Here is a 1,158-nt window from a genome sequence, read left to right on the forward strand (position 1 = left end):
GGTCTACGACCACATACTCATTCGCCCTATTCAGACTCGCTTTCGCTGCGGCTCCGTCTCTTCAACTTAACCTTGCATGGGATCGTAACTCGCCGGTTCATTCTACAAAAGGCACGCCATCACCCATGAACGGGCTCTGACTACTTGTAGGCACACGGTTTCAGGATCTCTTTCACTCCCCTTCCGGGGTGCTTTTCACCTTTCCCTCACGGTACTGGTTCACTATCGGTCACTAGGGAGTATTTAGCCTTGGGAGATGGTCCTCCCTGCTTCCGACCGGATTTCACGTGTCCGGCCGTACTCAGGATCCACTCAGGAGGGAACGAAGTTTCAACTACAGGGTTTTTACCTTCTATGACGGGCCTTTCCAGGCCGCTTCATCTACCCCGTTCCTTTGTAACTCCATGTTGAGTGTCCTACAACCCCAAGAGGCAAGCCTCTTGGTTTGGGCTATGTCCCGTTTCGCTCGCCGCTACTCAGGGAATCGCGTTTGCTTTCTCTTCCTCCGGGTACTTAGATGTTTCAGTTCCCCGGGTCTGCCTTCAATACCCTATGTATTCAGGTAAAGATACTGCTCCATTACGAGCAGTGGGTTCCCCCATTCGGAAATCTCCGGATCAAAGCTTACTTACAGCTCCCCGAAGCATATCGGTGTTAGTCCCGTCCTTCATCGGCTCCTAGTGCCAAGGCATCCACCGTGCGCCCTTTCTAACTTAACCTAAATTGGTTATTCTCTATTAATAAATAGAGAGAAAAACTAAAGTGGCGATCACTCGGTTTTTACTTGGTTACTTCTTCTTACGATTATCTAGTTTTCAAGGAACAAGGCTACTGAGTTCAATCACATCATGATTAAATATCAGAGTGTTACTTCATGCTGCCATGCGACGAGCTGAGGGATTACTTCCTCGAACTACTGCGACGCAGGAGCAAAAAAATAAAGTTTCGAGAGAATTGTTTCGAATCATCACCTATCGGTCATGATCCTCACAGAAAAGATTGCTCTCTCAAAACTAAACAAACAGAAAACAGTCAACTATGATGTCCGAAAGGACATTATATTCCTTAGAAAGGAGGTGATCCAGCCGCACCTTCCGATACGGCTACCTTGTTACGACTTCACCCCAATCATCTGTCCCACCTTAGGCGGCTGGCTCC

General features: G+C 48.2%; 2 rRNA genes. Both read right to left on the minus strand.

Going from position 1 to position 1,158, the window contains the following annotated elements:
- Positions 1-719, minus strand: a 23S ribosomal RNA gene (locus ACWM35_RS25025); the annotation flags it as partial.
- 350 nt (positions 720-1,069) lie between these two features.
- Positions 1,070-1,158: ribosomal RNA gene (locus tag ACWM35_RS25030) — 16S ribosomal RNA — on the minus strand; the annotation flags it as partial.

It is taken from the genome of Neobacillus sp. K501 (genome assembly GCF_053749995.1).